The sequence below is a fragment of the Pseudomonas oryzagri genome (assembly GCF_020831405.1).
GTDB classification, from domain to species: domain Bacteria; phylum Pseudomonadota; class Gammaproteobacteria; order Pseudomonadales; family Pseudomonadaceae; genus Geopseudomonas; species Geopseudomonas oryzagri.
Map to the genome: position 1 here is coordinate 456,844 of NZ_JAJHPU010000043.1, position 19,593 is coordinate 476,436.

Sequence of the window (19,593 nt, forward strand, 5' to 3'; positions counted from 1 at the left end):
ATGCAACCACAGGATCGCAACATGACTGCTCATTACCGCACCTATTACCGCACCTACGCCTGGCGATTTAGCAGCGCTGCCGCGCACCACCGAGATTCCAGTCGAACACTCAGATAGCGCGCCGCGCGTGGCATGAGGCCACGCCGGGCGAGGATCACCGCCATGAATGCTTCCGTTACCGCTCTGCGCGCACAGCCCGTGCCGCCGCTCACCGCTCGCCGCCGCGAAACCCCGCTGCCGAGCCCCACCGAACTGCGCCAGCAGCTGCCGCTGCCCGCCAATCTCGCCACCCAGGTGCAGGCCCAGCGCGAGGCCATTCGCGCCGTGCTCGATGGCTCCGACCCGCGCCTGCTGGTCGTCGTCGGACCCTGTTCCCTGCACGACCCCGTTTCCGCCCTCGAATACGCCGACCGCCTGGCCGCGCTGGCGCCGCAGGTCGGCGACCAGCTGCTGCTGGTGATGCGCGCCTACGTCGAGAAACCGCGCACCACCATCGGCTGGAAGGGCCTGGTGTACGACCCGCAGCTGGACGGCAGCGGCGACATGGCCGAAGGCCTGGCGCTGTCGCGCCGGCTGATGCTGGCCATGCTCGAACGCGGTCTGCCGCTGGCCACCGAGCTGCTGCAGCCGCTGGTGGCCGGCTACTTCGACGACCTGCTGGGCTGGGCCGCCATCGGCGCGCGCACCAGCGAATCGCAGGTGCACCGCGAGCTGGTCAGCGGCCTGGACCTGCCGGTGGGCTTCAAGAACGGCACCGACGGCAGCCTGGCCATCGCCTGCGACGCCATGCGCTCGGCGGCGCATGCCCACCAGCACTTCGGCGTGGACGGCCTGGGCCGGCCGGCGCTGGTGCAGACCGACGGCAACCCGGATACCCACCTGGTGCTGCGCGGCGGCCACGGCGGGCCGAACTTCGATGCCGCCAGCGTCGCCGTGGCACGCGCCGGGCTGGCCAAGCAGGGCATCGCCGCGCGGATCATGGTCGACTGCAGCCACGCCAACAGCGGCAAGGACCCGCTGCGCCAGCCGGCGGTGCTGGCCAGCGTGCTCGACCAGCGCCTGTCCGGCGACGACGCCTTGCGCGGGGTGATGCTGGAGAGCCACCTGGAGGACGGTTGCCAGCCGCTGTCCGCCGAGCTGCGCTACGGCGTGTCGATCACCGACGGCTGCCTGGGCTGGAGTGGCACCGAGGCAATGTTGCGCGAGGCGGCGCAGCGCTTGCGCGCCGGGTGCTGAGGGCGGCGGCAGGGCGGGCGACGCTTTGTTCGTCCACCGTTGCGGCTCGGTGGATGGGAACGACGCCATCCACCCTGCCTGACTTGGTGGGTTACGCCGCGTCACCAATGGCGTGCCGTTCGGAAATGTCGGCGTGCGGCTAACCCACCCTGCGCACTGCATTCCATGGGGTTTGCGTAGGGTGGGCAACTCGCGCAGCGATTGCCCACCAGGCGGGCAGCGCGCGGGGATCGGTAGAAAATCGCTGCGCGAGTTTTCTACCCTACGGATTCGCTCACCTCGGTGGTGTTTTGGCCGATGGCCAAGGCCTGGGCGGCTGAGCGGCTCCGGCGTCGGGTGGACAACGGCGCAGCCTTGTCCATCGATGCGCACCCCACGGTTGTTCATGTTTCCTCGCTATCCAGCAGCAGGTTCTCCAGCGCCGCGCGGTACTCGCCGGGGTGCTCCCAGAGGCCGCGCTGCTGGGCTTCCAGCAGGCGTTCGAGAATGTCCTGCAGGGCGCCGGGATTGTGTTGCTGGATGAAGTCGCGGGTGTCCCTGTCGAGCAGGTAGGCGTCGGCGAGCAGGGCGTACTGGTGGTCCTCGACCAGCTCGCTGGTGGCGTCGAAGGCGAACAGGTAGTCGACGGTCGCCGCCAGCTCGAAGGCGCCCTTGTAGCCGTGGCGCTTCATGCCCTCGATCCACTTGGGATTGGCGGCGCGGGCGCGCACCACGCGGCTCAGCTCCTGCTGCAGGCTGCGGATGCGCGGGCTGTCCGGCTGGCTGTTGTCGCCGTGGTAGCTGGCGACCTTGGCGCCGCGCAGGGTTTCCACCGCTGCCAGCATGCCGCCCTGGAACTGGTAGTAGTCGTTGGAGTCGAGCAGGTCGTGCTCGCGGTTGTCCTGGTTGTGCAGCACCGCCTGCAGCTGCTCCAGCCGCTCGGCGAACTGCGCGCGCGCCGGGGTGCCTTCGGCGCCCTTGCCGTAGGCGTAGCCGCCCCAGTTCAGGTAGACCTCGGCCAGGTCGGCGCGGGTCTGCCACAGGCGTTCCTCGATGGCGTTCTGCACCCCGGCCCCGTAGGCGCCGGGCTTGGCGCCGAACACCCGCCAGCCGGCCTGGCGGCGCGCCTCGGCCTCGCCCAGGCCGCCGTCCTCCAGGCGCAGTGCCTCGCGCCAGACCCGCGCGGACAGCGGGTTCAGCTCCTCCGGCTCGTCGAGGTCGGCGACCGCCTGCACGGCGTCGTCGAACAGGCGGATCAGGTTGGCGAAGGCGTCGCGGAAGAAGCCGGAGACGCGCAGGGTGACGTCCACCCGTGGGCGGCCGAGCTGCTCCAGCGGCAGCACCTCGAAGCGCTCGACCCGCTGGCTGCCGGCCTGCCACACCGGGCGCACGCCGAGCAGGGCCAGCGCTTGGGCGATGTCGTCGCCGCCGGTGCGCATGGTCGCCGTGCCCCACACCGACAGACCGAGCTGGCGCAGGTGATCGCCGTGGTCCTGCAGGTGGCGTTCGAGCAGGCGCTCGCTGGCCAGCACGGCGATGCGCCAGGCGGTGGGCGTGGGCAGGTTGCGTACGTCCACCGAATAGAAGTTGCGCCCGGTCGGCAGCACGTCGAGGCGCCCGCGGCTGGGCGCGCCGCTCGGCCCGGCGGGCACGAAGCGGCCGGCCAGCGCCGCGAGCAGGCCGGCCATTTCCGCCGGGCCACAGGCGTCCAGCAGCGGGGCGATACGCTCATGTAACTCGTCGAGAACCAGCGCGCTGGCCGGGCCGACGGCGGCGCCCTCGCGGCTGCCGATCAACTGCAGGGCCAGCAATTCCAGGCGCTCGCGGGTGTCGCCGGCGGTGCGCCAGGGACTGTCGCCCAGGGCCTGCAAGGCGGCGGGGCGTGGGCCCTGCCAGGGGGCGGCCATCGCGCAGTCGAGCGGGTCGAAGTCCAGCAGCAGGTCCTGGGCCAGGGCGCGCAGCAGGCTGGCGTTGGCGCCCTGGCCGTCGCCGCGCGGCAGGCGCAGCAGCGCCAGCAGGGTGTCGCGGCGCAGCGCGCCGGCCGGCGATTCGCCGAACACGTGCAGGCCGTCGCGGATCTGCGACTCCTTGAGGTCGCACAGATAGGCGTCCAGCTGCGGCAGCCAGCTGTCCGCATCGTCGTTGAGCTGCAGGCCCAGTTCGCGGTCGAGGCTGGTCTCGCGCACCTTGCGCAGGATCTCCCCGCGCAGTTCCACGGCGCGGCGCGGGTCGAGCTGGCTGGCCTCGTAGTATTCGTCGGCCAGCCGCTCCAGGTCGCGCAGCGGGCCGTAGCTCTCGGCGCGGGTCAGCGGCGGCATCAGGTGGTCGACGATCACCGCCTGGGTGCGCCGCTTGGCCTGGGCGCCTTCGCCGGGGTCGTTGACGATGAACGGGTAGATGTTCGGCAGCGGGCCGAGCAGCGCGCCGGGCCAGCACTGCTCGGACAGGCCGACGCTCTTGCCCGGCAGCCATTCCAGGTTGCCGTGCTTGCCGACGTGGATCACCGCGTCGGCGGCGAAGGTGCGGCGCAGCCAGAAGTAGAAGGCCAGGTAGCCGTGCGGCGGCACCAGGTCGGGGTCGTGGTAGACCGCCGCGGCGTCGAGCTGATAGCCGCGCGCCGGCTGGATGCCGACGAAGGTCAGGCCGAAGCGCAGGCCGGCGATCATCAGCCGGCCGCCGCGGAACATCGGGTCGCGCTCCGGGCCGCCCCAGCGCTGCAGCACGGCCTGTTGATTGGTCTCGGGAAGCGCTTCGAAAAATCGTAGGTAATCGTCCAGCGCCAGGCTCTGCGCGCAGGGGCGCAGGTCGAGGTTGTCCAGATCGTTGGTCACCCCGCCGAGCAACTGGTGGATCAGCGCGGTGCCGCTGTCCGGCAGGCCTTCGACCGGGTAACCCTGCTGCTCGAGGGCGCGCAGGATGTTCAGCGCGGCGGCCGGGGTATCGAGGCCGACGCCGTTGCCGATGCGTCCGTCGCGGGTCGGGTAGTTGGCCAGCACCAGGGCGATGCGCTTGGCGGCGTTGGGCCGGCGCGCCAGTTCGCACCAGCGGCGCGCCAGCTCGGCGACGAAGTCCATGCCCGGCAGGTGGGCGCGGTAGCAGACCACGTCGCTCTGGCTGCGCTCGCTGCGCCAGGCCAGGCCCTTGAAGCTGATCGGCCGGGTGATCAGGCGGCCGTCCAGCTCGGGCAGGGCGACGTGCATGGCCAGGTCGCGCGCGCCGAGGCCCTGGGCGCTGGCCTGCCACTGTTGTTCGCTATCCAGGGCGCAGAGGGCCTGCAGGACGGGCACGTCGCGGCGGAAGGGGCGCAGCCCCGGCGCTTCCGGGTTGCTCATGGCAAAGCCGGTGGTGTTGAGGATCGCGCTGGCGCCGGCCTGGTCCAGCCAGTCCTCGACCTGCGTCAGGCACGCCGCTTCCTTGAGGCTGGCCACGGCGATCGGCAGCGGGTTGAGGCCCTGCATCTGCAGGCGTTCGCAAAAGGCGTCGACGAAGGCGGTGTTCGCTGCCTGCACGTGGGTGCGGTAGAACAGCAGCGCCGCCACCGGCCGGTCCGCCTGCCAGTCGGCGCGCCAGTGATCGAGTGCGGCGTCGCTGTGGCGCGGGTGATAAATGCCGACGCGGGGCAGGGCGCGCGGCTCCCGCCAGGGGTAGTCGCGGCCGAGGTACAGGCTGGCGATGCAGTGGAAGAAGGCGCGCGCGTTGTTCACGCCGCCCTGGCGCAGGTACTGCCAGAGCCGCTCGGACTCGGCCGGGTCGACGTTGCCCAGGCTGCTCAGCTCGGGATCGGGACTGTCGTCGCCGGGCACCAGGATCAGCTTGGCGCCGCGCGCGGCCAGCTCGACCAGCCGCTCGATGCCGTAGCGCCAGTAGCTGACGCCGCCGTGCACGGAAATCAGGATGACCTTGGCGTGCTGCAGCACCTGCTCGACGTAGAAGTCCACCGAGGCGTGGTTGGGCAACTGCGCCGGGCTGGCCAGGCGCAGGCTCGGGTAGTCCTCGGGCAGCTCGCGGGCGACCGCGGCCAGCAGCGACAGGTGCGAGTCGCCGGTGCAGAGGATCGCCAGCTCGGCCGGGGTCTGGCCGAGGTCGGCGATGCTGTCGGCCGGCAACTGGACGCCGGGCTGGGTGCGCAGCAGGTGCATGGTCTTAGCCGGCCAGCGCTGCCTGCAATTCGGCGGCGATGGCCGCCTGGTCCAGCGCCTGACCGATCACCACCAGGCGGGTGAGGCGCGCCTCGTCGGCCTGCCAGGCGCGGTCGAAGTGCTTGTCGAAGCGCTGGCCGACGCCCTGCAGCAGCAGGCGCATGGGCTTGCCGGGCACGGCGGCAAAGCCCTTGATGCGCAGGATGCCGTGGCTGGCCACCGCGTCCTTCAGGGCCTGCAGCAGGCGCGCTTCCTCGGCTTGCGGCAGTTCCACGGCGAAGGAGTCGAACTCCTCGTGGTCGTGGTCCTCGTCTTCTTCGTCGTGGTGGGTGCGGCGGCCGTCGATGTGCAGTTCGGTCGCGCAGTTGAGGCCGAGCAGCACGTCCAGCGGCAGCTCGCCGCCGTGGGCCTCGACGACCTTGACCGCCGGCGGCAGCTCCTCGGCAACCTCGGCGCGCACCGCGGCCAGCGCCTCGGCGTCGAGCAGGTCGGCCTTGTTGAGGATCACCAGGTCGGCGCTGGCCAGCTGGTCGGCGAACAGCTCGTGCAGCGGCGATTCGTGGTCGAGGTTGGGGTCCTGCTTGCGCTGGGCGTCGACCTGCTCGGGGAAGGCGGCGAAGGTGCCGGCGGCCACGGCCGCGCTGTCGACCACGGTGATCACTGCGTCGACGGTGCAGGCGTTGCGGATTTCCGGCCAGTTGAAGGCCTGCACCAGCGGCTTGGGCAGGGCCAGCCCGGAGGTCTCGATGAGGATGTGGTCGAGCTCGCCGCGGCGTGCCACCAGTTCGCGCATCACCGGGAAGAACTCTTCCTGCACGGTGCAGCACAGACAGCCGTTGGCCAGCTCGAAGACGCGGCCGCTGGCTTCTTCTTCGCTGCAGCCGATCGAGCATTGCTTGAGGATTTCGCCGTCGATGCCCAGCTCGCCGAATTCGTTGACGATCACCGCGATGCGTCGCCCTTCGGCATGGCCGAGCATGTGGCGCAGCAGGGTGGTTTTGCCGGCGCCGAGGAAGCCGGTGACGATGGTGACGGGAAGTTTGGCGAGGGATTTCATCGAGGGCCCCGGTGCGTCGCTGGATTGACGGACGGGCAGGGGCGGGCCGCAGCCGGGCAGGCGCAGGCCAAGCACCACCGGATCACCCCGCCCGGACAGTTGAAGTTCTTTCGAGGCAGGTCTCCTGGCTCACGGCTGGCGCATCGCGCACTCCCTTCACCTTCCCGCCGGCTGGCAGTGGTCTATCGAAGGGGCTTTGACCGTTCACAGTTGCGGGGGCAGCCACGGCATCACCGTGTTCCCTCTTAGCTCCGGCCTTGCAGCAGCCGGAGAACCTCGAAGGCGGCAAGGCTACGCAGTGGCCACGGGCGGGTCAACCGTGGGGGCGGGGTAGGCGCGGCCGAGCGTCGGCCTGGTGTGTGCAGGGGCGAATTCATTCGCCATTGGCGGCCGTTGGGCGAATAAATTCGCCCCTACACCTTCGCTGTGCGCTGGCCCGGCAGGTCGACCGGCGCAGCGGGACACGGACAGGAACTTCCGAGCGCCCGGGCTGGCGCCTGTAGGGGCGAATTCATTCGCCGGTGCGGGGCCGTTGGGCCAGCGAATTCGCCCCGACATCCCCGGCCCAGCCAGCCAACCTTGGCGGTTGACGCTGGTCGGGGCTTCGTGATGTTCTAGAAAAGCTGTTTCAGGTGTCTCGCGCCGCCGTGCGCGAGGTGAAACGGGAAGCCGGTGGGTCTCCAGGAGACGAGTCCGGCGCTGCCCCCGCAACGGTAAGCGATCGTCGGGTCATCCACGCCACTGTGCTTCGTGCATGGGAAGGCCGACCCGGTTCCTGCAAAGGCGTCGCAAGCCCGGAGACCGGCCTGAAGCCTCGTTTGGCAACCCGCGGTGGGCGGGTGCGCGCCGGATCCGGGCCTTGCGTGCCTGCTCGTGCTGCGTTCCTTCTGCCCCGTTTATCACCTCAACAGAAGGTCAGATCATGTCCAGCAGCGCACTGTCGTCTTCCGCTTCCGTCTCCCTCCCGCTCTCGCAACGCCTGCTCCTGGCCGTCGGCAGCTGCCTGCTCGGCGCGGCGCTGATCTTCGTCGCCGGCTTCTCGCACCTCGAAGTGGTGCACAACGCCGCCCACGACACCCGGCATAGCGCGGCGTTTCCCTGCCACTGAGCCAGGCAATCCCAGCCAGCCAGAGTTCCGGTCCATAGGGGCGAATGCATTCGCCTGGGCGGATTTTTTGGCGAATGAATTCGCCCCTACAGTGGGCACGCATCTGCCCTGAGCGACTGCATCGTTTCGCGCAGGGCGCAATGCCCGCTCACCTCGAGAAGTCCTGTCGATGATCAAACGCATCGCCCAAACGGCCGGCTTCGCCGGCCTGCTCGCCGCCATCGTGCTGACCCTGCTGCAAAGCCTGTGGGTCACCCCGCTGATTCTGCAGGCGGAAACCTACGAGAACGCCGCGCCGGCGGCCGAGGCGGCCGGACACGAGCATGCCGCCGCGGTGCATGACCATGCCGCGCACGATCACTCCCATGCCGCCAGCCATGACCACGGCGCCGCCTGGGCGCCCGAGGACGGCTGGCAGCGCCTGCTGTCCACCGGGCTGAGCAACCTGGTGGTGGCGGTCGGCTTCGCCCTGATGCTGGCGGGGCTGTTCACCCTGCGCGCGCCGGGGCGCACCTGGCAGGGCCTGCTGTGGGGGCTCGGCGGTTTCGCCACCTTTTCGCTGGCGCCCTCCGCCGGCCTGCCGCCGGAGCTGCCGGGCACCGAGGCCGCCGACCTGCTGCTGCGCCAGTACTGGTGGCTCGGCACCGCCGCGGCGACCGCCGCCGGCCTGGGCCTGCTGGCCTTCGGCCGCCACCAGGCGCTGCGCATCGGCGGTGTGCTGTTGCTGGCTCTGCCGCACCTGATCGGCGCGCCGCAGCCGGAGGTGCACGCCAGCCTGGCGCCCGCCGCGCTGGCGCAGGAGTTCGTGCTCGCCTCGCTGCTGACCAACGCGCTGTTTTGGTCCGCCCTGGGCCTGGCGGCCGCCTGGTTCTTCGGCCGCGCGCGCAGCGCATGAGCGTGCGACACATCGTCGGCCTCGGCTGTCGGCGCGGCTGTTCGATGGGCGAGCTGCTCGACCTGCTGGAGCAGACCTTGCGCCAGCAGGGCCTGCAGCTGGCCGATCTGGACGGCCTGGCCAGCAGTGCGCACAAGGCCGGCGAAGCGGGACTGCAGGAGCTGGCCGAGCACCTGCGCCTGCCGCTGGCGCTGCTGAGCGCCGAGCAGCTCGCCCGCTACCACGAGCGCCTGAGCCGGCACTCCGTCCTGTCCCTGCGCATCACCGGCAGCGCCGGAGTGGCGGAGGCCAGTGCCCTGGCCCACGCCGAGGCCCTCGGTGGCGGCCGCGTGGAACTGCTCTGCGCCAGGCGCAGCAGCGCCAGGGCCACCCTGGCGATAGCCCGCACCCGATTCGAGGAGCATGCATGACCGTCTATTTCATCGGCGCCGGTCCCGGCGACCCCGAGCTGATCACCGTCAAGGGCCAGCGCCTGCTGCGCAGCTGCCCGGTGATTCTCTACGCCGGCTCGCTGGTGCCCGAAGCGGTGCTCGACGGACATAGCGCCGAGCTGGTGGTCAACACCGCCGAACTGCATCTGGAGGAGATCATCGCGCTGATCCGCGCGGCCGACGCGCGCGGCCAGGACGTGGCGCGCGTGCACTCCGGCGATCCGTCCCTGTACGGCGCCATCGGCGAGCAGATCCGTCATCTGCGCGCGCTGGGCATCGCCTTCGAGATCGTTCCCGGCGTCACCGCTACCGCGGCCTGCGCGGCCCTGCTGGAAAGCGAGCTGACCCTGCCGGAGGTGGCGCAGACGGTGATCCTCACCCGTTACGCCAGCAAGTCGAACATGCCCGACGGCGAGCAGCTGGGCGATCTGGCGCGCCATCGCGCGACCATGGCCATCCACCTGGGCGTCCAGCATCTCGGTCGGATCGTCGCCGAGCTATTGCCGCACTACGGCGGCGACTGCCCGATCGCCGTGGTGCACCGCGCCAGTTGGCCGGATCAGGACTGGGTCAGCGGTACCTTGGCCGATATCGAGCAGCGGGTGCGCGCCAAGGGCTTCCGCCGCACGGCGCTGATCCTGGTCGGTCGGGTGCTCGGCGCCGAGGGCTTCGCCGATTCGGCGCTCTACCACCAGGACACCCGCCACCTGTTCAGGCGGGTCGACGACGCAGGCAATACAGACTCGCACTGACCTTGCCGCGATTGTCGGCGATGGCGATTTCCGCGCCGTGCTCGCGCAGCTCCAGGTTGATCCGGCTGGCGAACAGCTGGCGGACGAAGGCGCGGTACTCCGGCGCTTCGCCGCTCGCCAGTCGCGCGGCGACAAAGGCATGCAGGGCCGGCAGGCTGAAGGTCCAGCTCGCCGGCGCGCAGGCGAAGCCCTGGGCGCGCAGCTGTTCGATCAGGGCGGCGTCGCCGTGCAGGATGCGCTGGCAGCAGTCGAGAAAGGTTTGCACGGCCGGGGTCATGGCGGCGGGGGTGTCCGGGATGGGGCGGGGCAGTGTTGCAGATCGCGGCGTCCGCCGACAGCCGGGGGCCATTCACTGTAGGGGCGAATTTATTCGCCTGAAGGGACCGCGCCGGCGAATGAATTCGCCCCTACAGAGCGAGAGCGGCCCTGTCGGCCCCGCTTGCCTTGCGCCGCGCCTGCCGGGCAACCTGTTGCCCCTATCGGCCCGCCCGGTTGGCGGCGGGCCGCCACCCACTTCATGCCAGGACGGACAGATGCGCGACTACCAATGGCTCCACGAATACTGCCTGAATCGTTTCGGCTCGGCCGAAGCGCTGGAAGCGCGCCTGCCGCAGGCCAGGTCGGCGGAAGAACTGCGCGCCGTCGGCGACGACCGCTACCTATCGCTGCTCAGCCTGCGGGTGTTCCGCGCCGGCCTCAAGCACAGCCTGGTGGACGCCAAGTGGCCGGCCTTCGAGGAGGTGTTCTACGGGTTCGATCCGCACAAGGTGGTGCTGATGGGCGCCGAGCATCTGGAGCGGCTGATGCAGGACGAGCGGCTGATCCGCCACCTGGCCAAGCTCAAGAGCGTGCCGCGCAACGCCCAGTTCGTCCTCGACGTGGCCCGCGAGCACGGCAGCTTCGGCGCCTGGCTGGCCGACTGGCCGGTCGCCGACATCGTCGGGCTGTGGCGCTACATCGGCAAGCACGGCAGCCAACTGGGCGGCCTGTCCGCGCCGCGCTTTTTGCGCATGGCCGGCAAGGACACCTTCATCCCCACCGAGGACGTGGTCGCCGCCCTCCAGGCCCAGGGCGTCGTCGACAAGGCGCCGAGCAGCCAGCGCGATCTGGCTGCCGTACAGGCGGCCTTCAACACCTGGCAGGCGCAGAGCGGCCGTCCGCTGTGCCAGCTGTCGGTGATGCTGGCCCACACCGTTAACCACTGATCGGCACGGCAACTTCGTAGAGGCCCTGCGGCACCCGGCCGCAGCGGTTTTTTCGCCCCTTAACGAGTCATTTTCCGCCCGCAGGGGCTCGCGGAGCCTGGGTCGTGGTTTCTCGCGCAAAAGCTGCAAGCCGTCTATTCCGGGGCTTTCCGGCCTCCGCAGGGGCGAGCGGAACGCGCAGACGGCAGTGGTAGCCTACAAAGTCACACTCTGCACGATAAAATTTGCAAATTGCCTTTCCAGCCGGCATAGTCGCGCCACATCGAGTTTCATCAACTTTACACAGACACGGTCGTGCCCATGCTCAAGCGCTTCGCACCCCTCGTGCCAATTACCCTGGCCCTCCTGCTGACCGCCTGCGCCAGCACTTCGCAGCAGCCCGTCGACTACGTCGCCGTACAGCAGCCCAGCATCTCCTTCGAGCTGGATGCCGAGGCCGCCGCCAAGGCGCAGGAAAGCAGCATCGAAGAACAACTGCTCGACGACAAACCCTACGAACTGCCGGGCCTGAGCGGCATCCTGTTCCGCGGTTTCTCGCTGATCGGCACCCCCTACCGCTTCGGTGGCACCTCGACCGCCACCGGTTTCGACTGCAGCGGCTTCATCGGCTACCTGTTCCGCGAACAGGCCGGTATCAAGCTGCCGCGCTCGACCCGCGAGATGATCGCCATGCCGGCGCCCAAGGTGGATCGTCACGAGCTGCAGCCGGGCGACCTGGTGTTCTTCGCCAGCCGCGGCCGGGTGAACCACGCCGGCATCTACATCGGCGAAGGCGAGTTCATCCACTCCTCCAGCACCCGCAGCGGCGGCGTGCGGGTGGACAAGCTGTCCAGCGACTACTGGAACAGCCACTACCTGATGGCCAAACGGGTCCTCAACTGAAACAAGCGCCGCATCTGCGGCGCTTCTTCTTTGTGCGGCTTGCCTAAGCGCGGGGTGCGCAGCTAGCGTCAAAGAATTCTTCGCAGGGATTCGCTCAGCATGACCTCTCCGGCCCGCCTCGCTTTTCTTCTCGCTGCCCTCCTGCTCAGCGCCTGCTCCTCCCGGGCCCCCGTGCCTCCCAGCGTTGCCGTCCCGTCACCCTCGCCACTGGCCGAGGACGTGCTGTTTCGCGCCATCGGTCTGGTCGGCACGCCCTATCGCTGGGGCGGCAATACGCCGGACGGCGGCTTCGATTGCAGCGGCCTGATCGGCTACGTCTACCGCGACGCCGCCGGCCTCGCGCTGCCACGCAGCACCCGCGAGATGAGTGCGCTGCCGGCGCCGCGGGTGCCGCGCCAGCAACTGAGCCCGGGGGATCTGGTGTTCTTCGCCACCGGCGGCGGCCGGCAGGTCAGCCACGCCGGCATCTATGTCGGCGAGCAGCGCTTCGTCCATGCGCCGAGCAGCGGCGGCACGGTGCGTCTGGACAGCCTCGACGACGGCTATTGGCGGCAGCGCTACCTGGATGCGCGCCGTCCCCTGGCGGGGGAGCGTCTGGCGCACAGGCCCTGACGCCCGCCGCAGCCGTGCTTCAATCGCGCTGCCAGGTCACGTCCAGGTGGGTCTCGTTGTCGGTGTAGGTGTATTTCACGGCGCCGTCGTAGGCGGCCTCCAGGGCATGGCCGATGCGGTTGGCCAGATGGGGGCCGGTGGTCGCCACCATCATTTTGCCTTCCTCCTCGCTGATGCCGATCAGTCGCTCCAGGGCGTGCTCCCGGCGTTCGGCGTCCTCGGTGTTGCGGATCAGATTGAGCAGCTCCTCGCGATGGTTGCGCACGAAGCCGCCCGACAGAGCGACGTTGCCGGCGGCGTCGTTGTCGGCGATGCGCCGGCAGGCCGGGCAGGTGACGGTTTCCGGCTGGCCTGCGGCCGGCCGCTGCCATGACCAGCGCCCGGCGTCGAAGTAGGCATCGCAGCCGGGGCAGTGGGCGGGGCCGGCGATGCGCTGGCGCTCCTTGTCGCGATCATGATGCTGGGGCTGGATCAGCGTTTCTCTATGACCCTGTCGATGCTTGTCCATAACCGCTTCCCTCCGAATTGAGTAGGGTTGCTGGACCCCGGCTGCCTGGACCGGTCGCTTGGCCTGTCTCGCAAAGCCCGCCGGGGCATAGAGTGATTATGCTCACGTCGCTTTGGCCGGCCTTAGTCGGTTTTGCTGTTTGCGGGTTCGAGCAGATAGCCATTCGTCCTCAGCCGGGTGCGTTCGACGCTGCCCGCCGGCAGGCCGCAGGGTTTAGGCTGGAGGCTGAATCGGCCGGCCAGTCGCCGGCGGGAGGTAGCCATGGTGCGCAAGGCGCAGATCGAGGTGCCGATCCCCGACCGGGTGGCGGCGGGCCGCACCCTGGCCCGCATGCTCGAATCCTATCGTAACAAGACCGACGCCATCGTCCTCGCCCTGCCACGCGGCGGGGTGCCGGTGGCCTGGGAAATCGCCCGTGAGCTGGCGCTGCCGCTGGATCTGCTGCTGGTGCGCAAGCTCGGCATTCCCGGTCACGAGGAGTACGCCATGGGGGCGATCGCCAGTGGCGGGGTGCGGGTGTTCAACGAGGAGGCGCTGCGCCTGGGCCGCGTCGACGATGTTTCCCTGGAGCTGGTGAGCCAGCGCGAGCAGCGCGAGCTGGAGCGCCGCGACCGTCTCTATCGCGGCGAGCGGCCGCAGCCGGTGCTGCACGACCGGCAGGTGCTGCTGGTCGACGACGGCCTGGCCACCGGCTCGACCATGCGCGCGGCGGTGCAGGCGGTGCGCCAGCAGGGGCCGGCGCGCATCGTGCTGGCCGTGCCGGTGTCCTCCATGGAGGCCATCGCCATCCTCACGCCGCTGGTCGATGAGATCGTCTGCCCGCTGGTGCCCGACTGGCTGTCGTCGATCGGCGAGTGGTACCACGACTTCGGCCAGACCAGCGACCGCGAGGTGCAGGAGCTGCTGCGTCAGGCGTGGGAGCGCACGCCCTAGGCCGGCGTTACTCCCAGCGCCCCGCCTGGTAGGAAAACACCGGCAGCGACCACGACCAGCGGATCGCCGCCAGGCGCAGGGCCAGGCCGAAGCCGAAGGAGGCGAGCAGGATGATGTCCTGCTCGACGCCCAGGTCGTGCAGGGTCAGGTAGAGGATGGCCACCAGCATCGACACGCTGGCGTACAGCTCGTGGCGCAGGACCACGGGGACGCGCTGGCAGAGGATGTCGCGCAGGATGCCGCCGAAGATGCCGGTGATCATGCCGGCCATCACCACCACCGGCGGCGAATAGTCGAGCTGCAGCGCCACGCTGCAGCCGATCACCGTGAAGGCGATCAGGCCCATGGCGTCGAGGATCAGGAACACCTTGTAGAGGTGGTGCATGAAGCGCGCGACCAGCATGGTGAACAGGCCGGCGCCGATGGTCAGGTAGATGTAGGGGGGATGCTGGGTCCAGCCGACCGGGAAGTTGCCGAGCAGCATGTCGCGCACGGTGCCGCCGCCCAGGGCGGTGATGAAGGCGATCATCGCCACGCCGAACATGTCCATGTTGCGGCGGCCGGCCGCCAGCGCGCCGGACATCGCTTCGGCGGTGATCGCGATGAGATAGATATAGGTCAGCAAGAGAGGACTCCTTAAGCCCGAATCGCCTCTCCCTCTGTCCTGCTTACCTGAGAGTTTACGCAGCCGGTGGCCGCTTGCCCCTTCGGTGGACTGCTCGCGGCAGTCTCTCTCCAGTTGGCGTCAATCGAATCTTCGCAGTTCGTGGACCTGAGCGATTATGGGAGTTTGCGCCTTCGGCGGAGCGCTCGGGATCGCCGCGCGCTCGCTCTCCTGCGAAGTGACACATTATACGCCCGTAACGCGCCCTTGGCAGTAGCAGATGGTCTATTGCGGTGCAGGGTAAAACGGTTTGCCTCAATTCAGTGCTCTGTGCAGGAGTTCGACGCAGAATTGCTCCTCATCGGGTGGCACAAGGCATTCGGGGATGTCGGTGGGCGCCCCCGGCAGGCGCAGGCCGGCGAAAGCGTGCGCCAGGGTAACCCCATCAAGCAGGCTCCCGGTCCGTAGGGGCCGCCCCCCCCTACGTTTACCTCGTCGCCAGCGCCTCTAGGCGCGCCAGCCAGGGCGCGCGCTCGGCGTCGTCGACGAAGGCGGCCTCCAGGCTGTTGCGGGCGATGCGCGCCAGCTCGGCGCGGCTCAGCCCCAGCGCCTCGGCGGTCTGCCGGTAGTTCTCCAGCACGTAGCCGCCGAAGTAGGCCGGGTCGTCGGAGTTGATCGTCACCTTGAGACCGGCATCGAGTAGCGTCTTCAGGTTGTGGTCCTCGAGGCGCGGGAACACGCACAGCTTGACGTTGGACAGCGGGCAAACGGTCAGTGGCACCTGCTCGCGGGCCAGGCGGGCGAGCAGCGCGGGGTCTTCGGCGGCGCGCACGCCGTGGTCGATGCGCTCGACCCCGAGCAGGTCCAGCGCCTCGACGATGTAGGCCGGCGGGCCTTCCTCGCCGGCGTGGGCGACCCGGTGCAGGCCCAGCTCGCGGCAGCGCGCGAACAGGCGGGCGAACTTGCTCGGCGGATGGCCGCGCTCGGAGGAGTCGAGGCCGACGCCGTGGATGCGCGACAGGTGGGGCAGCGCCTCTTCCAGGGTGGCGAAGCCGTCCTCCTCGCTGAGGTGGCGCAGGAAGCAGAGGATCAGCCGCGAGCCGATGCCGAAGCGCGCGTGGGCCTCGGCGCAGGCGCGTTCCAGGCCGTCGAGCACGGTGGCGAAGGGCACGCCGCGGGCGGTATGGGTCTGCGGATCGAAGAACAGCTCGGCGTGCACCACGCCGTCGGCGGCGGCGCGGGCGAAGTAGGCCATCGCCAGGTCGAAGAAGTCCTGCTCGTGGAGCAGCGCGGCGGCGCCGGCGTAGTAGAGGTCGAGAAAGCTCTGCAGGTCGCTGAAGGCGTAGGCCGCACGGGTTTCCGCGACGCTGGCCCAGGGCAGGGCGACGCCGTTGCGCTGGGCCAGGGCGAACATCAGCTCGGGCTCCAGGGTGCCCTCGATGTGCAGGTGCAGCTCGGCCTTGGGCAGGGCGCGCAGATAGTCTTCAAGGTCCATGGTGATCTCCCGGTTCCGATTTGGGGGACTCTCTAGTGGCCTGTGCGGTTGGTTGATTGATTCAAGTTCGGATGACCCTTTACTCAACCAACTATTGGGCCCGAGACAAGGCGCCGCGACGAGTCATAGCAGGGCTATGGCGAGGAGTGGCAACGCAGTATCGGGGCCTCGGGCGCCGAAATGGACCAAGCGAACTAACCAAACAGGCCACTAAGCAGCGTAGGGCAGGCCGCTCAGCCGCGCTCGGCCCGCTCCAGGGCGGCCAGCAGCGGCGCGTCGTGGCGGTAGAGGTCCGGGCGGTAGTTAACGAGCCCTTCGTCGTCGACCTCGACCGTCCAGTAGGCCATCAGGATGGTCACCGGCTGCGGCAGATTGACGTTCCTGGTCTCGCCGCTGGCCTGCAGGGCGGCGATCCGCGCACGCTCGGCGGGCGGGGCGTCGGCGAGCAGCAGGTCGAGCAGCCGGGCGACCTGCTCGACGCGCACGCAGCCGGAGCTGAACACCCGCGGCAGCTTGTCGAACAGATGCTGGTTGGGGGTGTCGTGCAGGTACACCGAGAAGGGGTTGGGGAAGCGGATGGCGAGCACCCCCAGCGCACTGGTCGGTCCGGCGTCCTGGCGCAGCAGGATGCTCGGCGGGTTGTTCCAGTCGATCTGCCGGGGATCCAGCTGGTTGCCGTCCGGATCGAGCACGCGGATGCGGTTTTCCGCGAGGTAGCCGAGGTCGCGGCGGATCTCCGGCAGCTTGTCCTCGCGGAAGATGGTCGGCGGCACCGTCCAGGTCGGATTGAGGGTCAGGTGGGTGATGTGCGATTTGAGCAGCGGCGTCGGTCGCTCGGCGCGCCCGACCTGGGTACGCGCCTGCCACACGCGCTGGTGGTCGCGATAGTAGCTGACCGTGGCGCCGGCCACGTCCACCAGCACCATGCGCGGTTCCGCCTCGCGGGCCAGCCAGCGCAGGCGCTCGAGATTGACGCGCAGCTGGTCGCGGCGCGCCGCCGGGCCGATGTTCAGCTCGGCCAGGGTGGCCGGGCCGACGACGCCGTCGCTCTGCAGGTGATGGCGGCGCTGGAAGGTCTCCACCGCGCTCTCCAGCCATGGCTCGTAGCGCGTGGCATCCTCCTGCCGCACCATGGCCTCGAGGCTGGCTTCGTCCAGATAGCCTTCCGCGGCCAGGCGCCGGGCCAGCGCGGGAACGCGCTCGTCCTGCTGGCCGGGGCGTAGCAGCCGGCCGCTGGCGATGCGCTCCCAGCTCGGCAGCGGCTGGCGGCGCAGCTGGGCCCAGACCTCGCGCAGGTCGCGGTACGGCTTGAATTGCGGGCGCGCGCGGTCGAACGCGGCGGCAAGGTCGTCCAGCTCCTCCCGCGCGAAGCTCGGCGGTACGAGCGGGCGAACCGGCGCCGGGGTGTGCGCCGAATGCCAGATCGGCTCGACCGGGGTCGGGTCGAGCTTGCCCCAGGCGAGGTCCTGCAGCGCCTGCAGGTAGGCATGGCTGGCGAGCAGATCGGTGCAGGCCGACGCGCGTGCGGCGCGATCCCGGGCCAGATTGCGCAGCGTGGCGAGCTGGTAGTCGTCCGGATCGAGCCCGTCGTCGGCCAGTTGCTCGAGCTGTTCCACCAGCTGCTGGAGGCGGTGGCGCCGGCTCCAGACCGGCTCGAAATCCTGCGCGCGGTAGAACTCGCGCAGGGCTTGCCGCTGCGTCTCCGACAGCGCCAGCTCCGGCGCGGGACAGACCAGATTGGCCTGCTGCAATTCCAGGCCGATGGCTTCCCGTACCGCGCCGTCTGGCGTGGCCGCGAAAGAAAACGGGCTGGTCAGCAGCAGGATCGCCAACCAGGGTGTATGTTTTTTAGACAAGCGCTCAACTCCCGCACACCTTTTGCTTGCTAGAATGCCCGACTTTGCGGGCCAGGGCATGACCGAAGACTGGTTGTGCGTGCCCGATCCTGAAACCAGGACGACAGCATCAGCGACAGGGCGTCGAGGACAGGCGGAGCGGTGGGATTCGGCACGTGCCCTGGTGGGTGCCGGTCCTTACCCTCCGTCGGGACAACAGAGGACACCTTATTTCATGACCGGGCTGCTTCGTTCGCTCTGGCTGGCCGCAGGCCTTGCGGCTTTTTCCACCTCCCTGCTGGCCAGTACGCCGAGCGCCCCGTCGTTGCTCGGCAGTCTTGCCAAGGCCGCACCCACGCTCAATCGCGAAGTGCTGCGCCATGCCCTGGCGGCCATGCAGTGCGCCGTCAACAACGGCTCGGCGCCGGCTGACCGCCTGGCGGTGATCGACTTCTCGCGGCCCTCGTCCGAGCGCCGCCTGTGGATCTTCGACCTCAAGCGCAGGAAGCTGTTGCTGCGCGAGCTGGTCGCCCACGGCCAGGGCTCCGGCGAGAACTTCGCCACCCGCTTCTCCAATCGCGAGGGCAGCCACCAGTCGAGCATCGGCCTGTTCCGCACGTCGGAAACCTATATCGGCCAGCATGGCTACTCGCTGCGCATGGATGGCCTGGAGGCCGGCATCAACGACCGCGCCCGCGAGCGCGCCATCGTCATCCATCCGGCCGACTACGTGCACCCCGCCTGGATCAGGCGCCACGGCCGCATCGGCCGCAGCCACGGTTGCCCGGCGGTACGCCCGGAAGTGGCTCGTATGGTGGTAGACAGTCTCAAGGGAGGGCAGTTCATGTTCTCCTGGTATCCCGACGACACCTGGATGCGCTCTTCCGCCTACCTCAACTGCAAGCCGCAGCGGGTGGCCGCGCTGCCGCCGCGCAGCAGCGACCCGGAGAGCTGATCGGCGGCGAACGTCACTGGCGCCGCTGGTGGCGGTGCCACAGGCCGAGCGCCGCGGCGCCGGCGAGTAGCGTCAGCAGGGCGATTTCCTCGATATGCCGGGCGTCGGCGAACAGGGTCACCAGCGTGTGGCCGAACAGGTAGCCGGCGCCGCCGACCAGCGGCGCCCAGAGCGCTGCGCCGATCAGGTTGAACGCCACGAAGCGCGCGGTGCGCACCGTGCTCATGCCGATCGCCAGGGGGCCGATCAGGCGCAGGCCATACAGGAAGCGCAGGCCGACGATCAGCCCGCTGTGATAGCGCAGCAGCAGCCGGTCGACGCGCTGCACGCCGGGCGCCAGCGACGGAAAGCGCTCCAGCAGCCGGCGGCCATAGCGGCGGCCGAGCAGGAAGCACGCCTGATCGCCCAGCACGCCGCCGCACAGGGCCACCACGATCACCCAGGGCAGCGACAGATAGCCCTGCTGGGCGGCGAAGCCGGCGAGCAGCAGCACGGTTTCGCCTTCGAGAAGGGCGCCGGCGAACACCGCCAGATAGCCGTACTGGGCGAGGAACTCGCTCAGGCTCATTGATCGGTCTCCGTGTCGCCCATGACCGCGCCTGGCTGTGCCATCCGTCGGATGGGCTGCAAGGCGTCGATGCGCAGGGCCCGATGGCCAGGCGCCTATGGTTGCCGATGGCGGAACCCCGCCGTGGCACGGTTCCGCCGGCATTGCGCAAGTCTAGATGGCGGCGTGCTCCGGCAGCGGCCGGTCCGGCGGTGCGCCCTCGTCGCATTTGCGGCATTCCAGCCGGTAGCCGAGCATGCGCGCGCGGCCTTCGGCGCTGGTCACCCACGGCCGGCTGAACCACGGCGGGTCATGGCGCACGTGCTGGTTGTGGCCGCAGCCCAGCTCGGCGACCCAGTGGTCTTCTTCGTCGCGGTGGTATCCGCAGATTGGCTGTTTCATGGCCGCAGGTTAGCAACC

Annotated in this window: 19 protein-coding genes and 4 riboswitches; of the genes, 10 read left to right on the top strand and 9 right to left on the bottom strand. The window is 69.6% G+C overall.

Translation table 11 applies throughout. From position 1 onward, the window contains the following. Positions 1-162: 162 nt before the first annotated feature. On the top strand, positions 163-1,236 hold the full coding sequence (locus LMJ29_RS18730) for a 3-deoxy-7-phosphoheptulonate synthase (protein WP_229607035.1): 1,074 nt from the start codon (positions 163-165) through the stop codon (positions 1,234-1,236). Positions 1,237-1,619: 383 nt separating this feature from the next. Here the strand turns inward: LMJ29_RS18730 and cobN are convergent, their stop codons facing one another. Further along, a complete protein-coding gene (gene cobN / locus LMJ29_RS18735; protein ID WP_229607036.1) occupies positions 1,620-5,354 on the bottom strand; it encodes a cobaltochelatase subunit CobN in 3,735 nt (1,244 codons plus the stop codon). A 4-nt stretch (positions 5,355-5,358) separates the two neighbouring features. After that, positions 5,359-6,411, bottom strand: a complete 1,053-nt coding sequence (gene cobW, locus LMJ29_RS18740; RefSeq protein WP_229607037.1) for a cobalamin biosynthesis protein CobW — start codon at positions 6,409-6,411, stop codon at positions 5,359-5,361. Positions 6,412-6,508: 97 nt separating this feature from the next. Next, positions 6,509-6,705, bottom strand: a riboswitch (cobalamin riboswitch). A 319-nt stretch (positions 6,706-7,024) separates the two neighbouring features. After that, positions 7,025-7,235: riboswitch (cobalamin riboswitch) on the top strand. Between the two features lie 98 nt (positions 7,236-7,333). On the opposite strand from cobW, the gene LMJ29_RS18745 reads away from it, so the two are divergent. From LMJ29_RS18745 to cobM, 4 genes are all read left to right on the top strand, one after another. After that, positions 7,334-7,519 (top strand): CbtB domain-containing protein, encoded by a 186-nt coding sequence (locus LMJ29_RS18745; protein WP_229607038.1) that lies wholly within the window; start codon positions 7,334-7,336, stop codon positions 7,517-7,519. A 169-nt stretch (positions 7,520-7,688) separates the two neighbouring features. Beyond that, on the top strand, positions 7,689-8,414 hold the full coding sequence (locus LMJ29_RS18750; protein ID WP_229607039.1) for a CbtA family protein: 726 nt from the start codon (positions 7,689-7,691) through the stop codon (positions 8,412-8,414). Next, a complete protein-coding gene (locus LMJ29_RS18755) occupies positions 8,411-8,824 on the top strand; it encodes a cobalamin biosynthesis protein (protein WP_229607040.1) in 414 nt (137 codons plus the stop codon). The genes LMJ29_RS18750 and LMJ29_RS18755 overlap by 4 nt, the downstream gene beginning before the upstream one ends. Beyond that, positions 8,821-9,597 carry a precorrin-4 C(11)-methyltransferase gene (gene cobM, locus LMJ29_RS18760; RefSeq protein WP_229607041.1) on the top strand — a complete coding sequence of 259 codons (777 nt, stop codon included), beginning with the start codon at positions 8,821-8,823 and terminating at the stop codon, positions 9,595-9,597. Before LMJ29_RS18755 ends, cobM begins: the two co-directional genes overlap by 4 nt. Here cobM and LMJ29_RS18765 read toward each other — a convergent pair. Continuing rightward, a complete protein-coding gene (locus LMJ29_RS18765; protein WP_229607042.1) occupies positions 9,557-9,862 on the bottom strand; it encodes a hypothetical protein in 306 nt (101 codons plus the stop codon). The genes cobM and LMJ29_RS18765 overlap by 41 nt on opposite strands. A gap of 268 nt (positions 9,863-10,130) precedes the next feature. Here LMJ29_RS18765 and LMJ29_RS18770 point away from each other — a divergent pair, with 268 nt between their 5' ends. From LMJ29_RS18770 to LMJ29_RS18780, 3 genes are all read left to right on the top strand, one after another. Beyond that, a complete protein-coding gene (locus tag LMJ29_RS18770; RefSeq protein WP_229607043.1) occupies positions 10,131-10,802 on the top strand; it encodes a DNA-3-methyladenine glycosylase I in 672 nt (223 codons plus the stop codon). Positions 10,803-11,102: 300 nt separating this feature from the next. Further along, positions 11,103-11,684: a C40 family peptidase gene (locus LMJ29_RS18775; RefSeq protein ID WP_264758936.1), complete on the top strand. Its 582-nt coding sequence runs from the start codon at positions 11,103-11,105 to the stop codon at positions 11,682-11,684. 99 nt (positions 11,685-11,783) lie between these two features. Beyond that, positions 11,784-12,296 carry a C40 family peptidase gene (locus LMJ29_RS18780; RefSeq protein ID WP_229607045.1) on the top strand — a complete coding sequence of 171 codons (513 nt, stop codon included), beginning with the start codon at positions 11,784-11,786 and terminating at the stop codon, positions 12,294-12,296. A 19-nt stretch (positions 12,297-12,315) separates the two neighbouring features. Here LMJ29_RS18780 and LMJ29_RS18785 read toward each other — a convergent pair whose 3' ends face one another. Next, positions 12,316-12,804 (bottom strand): BCAM0308 family protein, encoded by a 489-nt coding sequence (locus LMJ29_RS18785; RefSeq protein WP_229607046.1) that lies wholly within the window; start codon positions 12,802-12,804, stop codon positions 12,316-12,318. A gap of 261 nt (positions 12,805-13,065) precedes the next feature. On the opposite strand from LMJ29_RS18785, the gene LMJ29_RS18790 reads away from it, so the two are divergent. Continuing rightward, positions 13,066-13,737 carry a phosphoribosyltransferase gene (locus tag LMJ29_RS18790; RefSeq protein ID WP_229607047.1) on the top strand — a complete coding sequence of 224 codons (672 nt, stop codon included), beginning with the start codon at positions 13,066-13,068 and terminating at the stop codon, positions 13,735-13,737. Between the two features lie 7 nt (positions 13,738-13,744). On the opposite strand, the gene LMJ29_RS18795 is transcribed toward LMJ29_RS18790, so the two are convergent. The 3 genes from LMJ29_RS18795 to LMJ29_RS18805 all read right to left on the bottom strand — a co-directional run bounded on the left by LMJ29_RS18795 (position 13,745) and on the right by LMJ29_RS18805 (position 17,692). After that, positions 13,745-14,362: a trimeric intracellular cation channel family protein gene (locus tag LMJ29_RS18795; protein ID WP_264758937.1), complete on the bottom strand. Its 618-nt coding sequence runs from the start codon at positions 14,360-14,362 to the stop codon at positions 13,745-13,747. A gap of 24 nt (positions 14,363-14,386) precedes the next feature. Beyond that, positions 14,387-14,486: riboswitch (glycine riboswitch) on the bottom strand. A gap of 1 nt (position 14,487) precedes the next feature. Next, a riboswitch (glycine riboswitch) is annotated at positions 14,488-14,585 on the bottom strand. 243 nt (positions 14,586-14,828) lie between these two features. Further along, positions 14,829-15,836 carry an adenosine deaminase gene (locus LMJ29_RS18800; RefSeq protein ID WP_229607048.1) on the bottom strand — a complete coding sequence of 336 codons (1,008 nt, stop codon included), beginning with the start codon at positions 15,834-15,836 and terminating at the stop codon, positions 14,829-14,831. 233 nt (positions 15,837-16,069) lie between these two features. Next, on the bottom strand, positions 16,070-17,692 hold the full coding sequence (locus LMJ29_RS18805; RefSeq protein WP_229607049.1) for a L,D-transpeptidase family protein: 1,623 nt from the start codon (positions 17,690-17,692) through the stop codon (positions 16,070-16,072). A gap of 214 nt (positions 17,693-17,906) precedes the next feature. Between LMJ29_RS18805 and LMJ29_RS18810 the strand changes: the two genes are divergently transcribed. Continuing rightward, the gene (locus tag LMJ29_RS18810; protein ID WP_229607050.1) at positions 17,907-18,626 is read left to right on the top strand and encodes a murein L,D-transpeptidase catalytic domain family protein; all 720 of its coding nucleotides are present in this window, start codon (positions 17,907-17,909) and stop codon (positions 18,624-18,626) included. A 13-nt stretch (positions 18,627-18,639) separates the two neighbouring features. Here LMJ29_RS18810 and LMJ29_RS18815 read toward each other — a convergent pair whose 3' ends face one another. Together LMJ29_RS18815 and LMJ29_RS18820 are read right to left on the bottom strand one after the other, a co-directional pair. Next, positions 18,640-19,194 (bottom strand): DedA family protein, encoded by a 555-nt coding sequence (locus LMJ29_RS18815; protein ID WP_229607051.1) that lies wholly within the window; start codon positions 19,192-19,194, stop codon positions 18,640-18,642. A gap of 153 nt (positions 19,195-19,347) precedes the next feature. Beyond that, the gene (locus LMJ29_RS18820; protein WP_229607052.1) at positions 19,348-19,575 is read right to left on the bottom strand and encodes a DUF3565 domain-containing protein; all 228 of its coding nucleotides are present in this window, start codon (positions 19,573-19,575) and stop codon (positions 19,348-19,350) included. Positions 19,576-19,593: the final 18 nt, after the last annotated feature.

What these genes read in the sequence shown, in the direction of transcription:
- LMJ29_RS18775 (WP_264758936.1), top strand. Translation starts at nt 11,103, where the DNA reads ATGCTCAAGCGCTTCGCACCCCTCGTGCCAATTACCCTGGCCCTCCTG.
- LMJ29_RS18815 (WP_229607051.1), bottom strand. Translation starts at nt 19,194, where the DNA reads ATGAGCCTGAGCGAGTTCCTCGCCCAGTACGGCTATCTGGCGGTGTTC.
- LMJ29_RS18820 (WP_229607052.1), bottom strand. Translation starts at nt 19,575, where the DNA reads ATGAAACAGCCAATCTGCGGATACCACCGCGACGAAGAAGACCACTGG.
- LMJ29_RS18785 (WP_229607046.1), bottom strand. Translation starts at nt 12,804, where the DNA reads ATGGACAAGCATCGACAGGGTCATAGAGAAACGCTGATCCAGCCCCAG.
- LMJ29_RS18770 (WP_229607043.1), top strand. Translation starts at nt 10,131, where the DNA reads ATGCGCGACTACCAATGGCTCCACGAATACTGCCTGAATCGTTTCGGC.
- LMJ29_RS18730 (WP_229607035.1), top strand. Translation starts at nt 163, where the DNA reads ATGAATGCTTCCGTTACCGCTCTGCGCGCACAGCCCGTGCCGCCGCTC.
- LMJ29_RS18745 (WP_229607038.1), top strand. Translation starts at nt 7,334, where the DNA reads ATGTCCAGCAGCGCACTGTCGTCTTCCGCTTCCGTCTCCCTCCCGCTC.
- cobM (WP_229607041.1), top strand. Translation starts at nt 8,821, where the DNA reads ATGACCGTCTATTTCATCGGCGCCGGTCCCGGCGACCCCGAGCTGATC.
- cobW (WP_229607037.1), bottom strand. Translation starts at nt 6,411, where the DNA reads ATGAAATCCCTCGCCAAACTTCCCGTCACCATCGTCACCGGCTTCCTC.
- cobN (WP_229607036.1), bottom strand. Translation starts at nt 5,354, where the DNA reads ATGCACCTGCTGCGCACCCAGCCCGGCGTCCAGTTGCCGGCCGACAGC.
- LMJ29_RS18750 (WP_229607039.1), top strand. Translation starts at nt 7,689, where the DNA reads ATGATCAAACGCATCGCCCAAACGGCCGGCTTCGCCGGCCTGCTCGCC.
- LMJ29_RS18780 (WP_229607045.1), top strand. Translation starts at nt 11,784, where the DNA reads ATGACCTCTCCGGCCCGCCTCGCTTTTCTTCTCGCTGCCCTCCTGCTC.
- LMJ29_RS18755 (WP_229607040.1), top strand. Translation starts at nt 8,411, where the DNA reads ATGAGCGTGCGACACATCGTCGGCCTCGGCTGTCGGCGCGGCTGTTCG.
- LMJ29_RS18800 (WP_229607048.1), bottom strand. Translation starts at nt 15,836, where the DNA reads ATGGACCTTGAAGACTATCTGCGCGCCCTGCCCAAGGCCGAGCTGCAC.
- LMJ29_RS18810 (WP_229607050.1), top strand. Translation starts at nt 17,907, where the DNA reads ATGACCGGGCTGCTTCGTTCGCTCTGGCTGGCCGCAGGCCTTGCGGCT.
- LMJ29_RS18790 (WP_229607047.1), top strand. Translation starts at nt 13,066, where the DNA reads ATGGTGCGCAAGGCGCAGATCGAGGTGCCGATCCCCGACCGGGTGGCG.